The sequence below is a fragment of the Pseudomonas sp. 2(2015) genome (genome assembly GCF_000955865.1).
Lineage (GTDB): Bacteria > Pseudomonadota > Gammaproteobacteria > Pseudomonadales > Pseudomonadaceae > Aquipseudomonas.
Genome location: NZ_JYOF01000065.1, coordinates 1 through 630 on the forward strand (window position 1 = coordinate 1; position 630 = coordinate 630).

Annotated in this window: 2 protein-coding genes; both read left to right on the top strand. The window is 62.7% G+C overall.

All coding sequences use genetic code 11. The features are described from left to right. Positions 1 to 214, top strand: a 214-nt coding sequence (locus UB48_RS28100) for a hypothetical protein (protein WP_045202469.1), incomplete at its 5' end; no start/stop codon positions are given. A 7-nt stretch (positions 215 to 221) separates the two neighbouring features. After that, the coding region (locus UB48_RS27890; protein WP_156160263.1) for a hypothetical protein at positions 222 to 630 on the top strand (409 nt) is incomplete at its 3' end.

Below are 630 nucleotides of genomic sequence, written 5' to 3' on the forward strand. Positions count from 1 at the left end.
CGAGGTCAATGGGGAGAACATCTCACTGGACGACCCGCTGATCCAGCGGGCCCTCCAGTCGAAGGACTCCAAGGGCAGGCCGACGACACAGACCGTCTACGACTTCGAGAACACCCTCCGCAAGGACCCTCGCTGGGCGAAGACGGACAACGCCAGAGACCAGATGTCCTCGGTCGCCAGCTCCGTGCTGAAGACCTTCGGCCTCATCGGATAGGACAGACATGGCCGTTGGCGACAACCTGACCGGAACCAACCGGGACGCCTTCCTCGCTCTCAAGAGCATCTTCGATTCCTATGGCCTCGGCTCATTGGCCCCGGACATCGTCAACTACCTCCAGAACGGCTACAGCTCCGAGACGATCGGCGTGCTGCTCCAGTCCACGGCGGCCTACAAGAAGCGGTTCGCAGCCAACGAGGCCCGGGTCAAGAAGGGGCTGCCGGCGCTCTCGCCAGGTCATGCGGGCAGCCGGACTGCCGAACGGGTTCTACGACAAGAACGACGACTTCCAGAAGTTCCTCGAGAACGACGTCTCCCCGCAGGAGATCCAGTCCCGAGTGACTGCCGCAGCGAACTTCATCGACTCCGCGACCCCGGAGCAGAAGGCGCTGTTCTCGCAGTGGTACACCAAG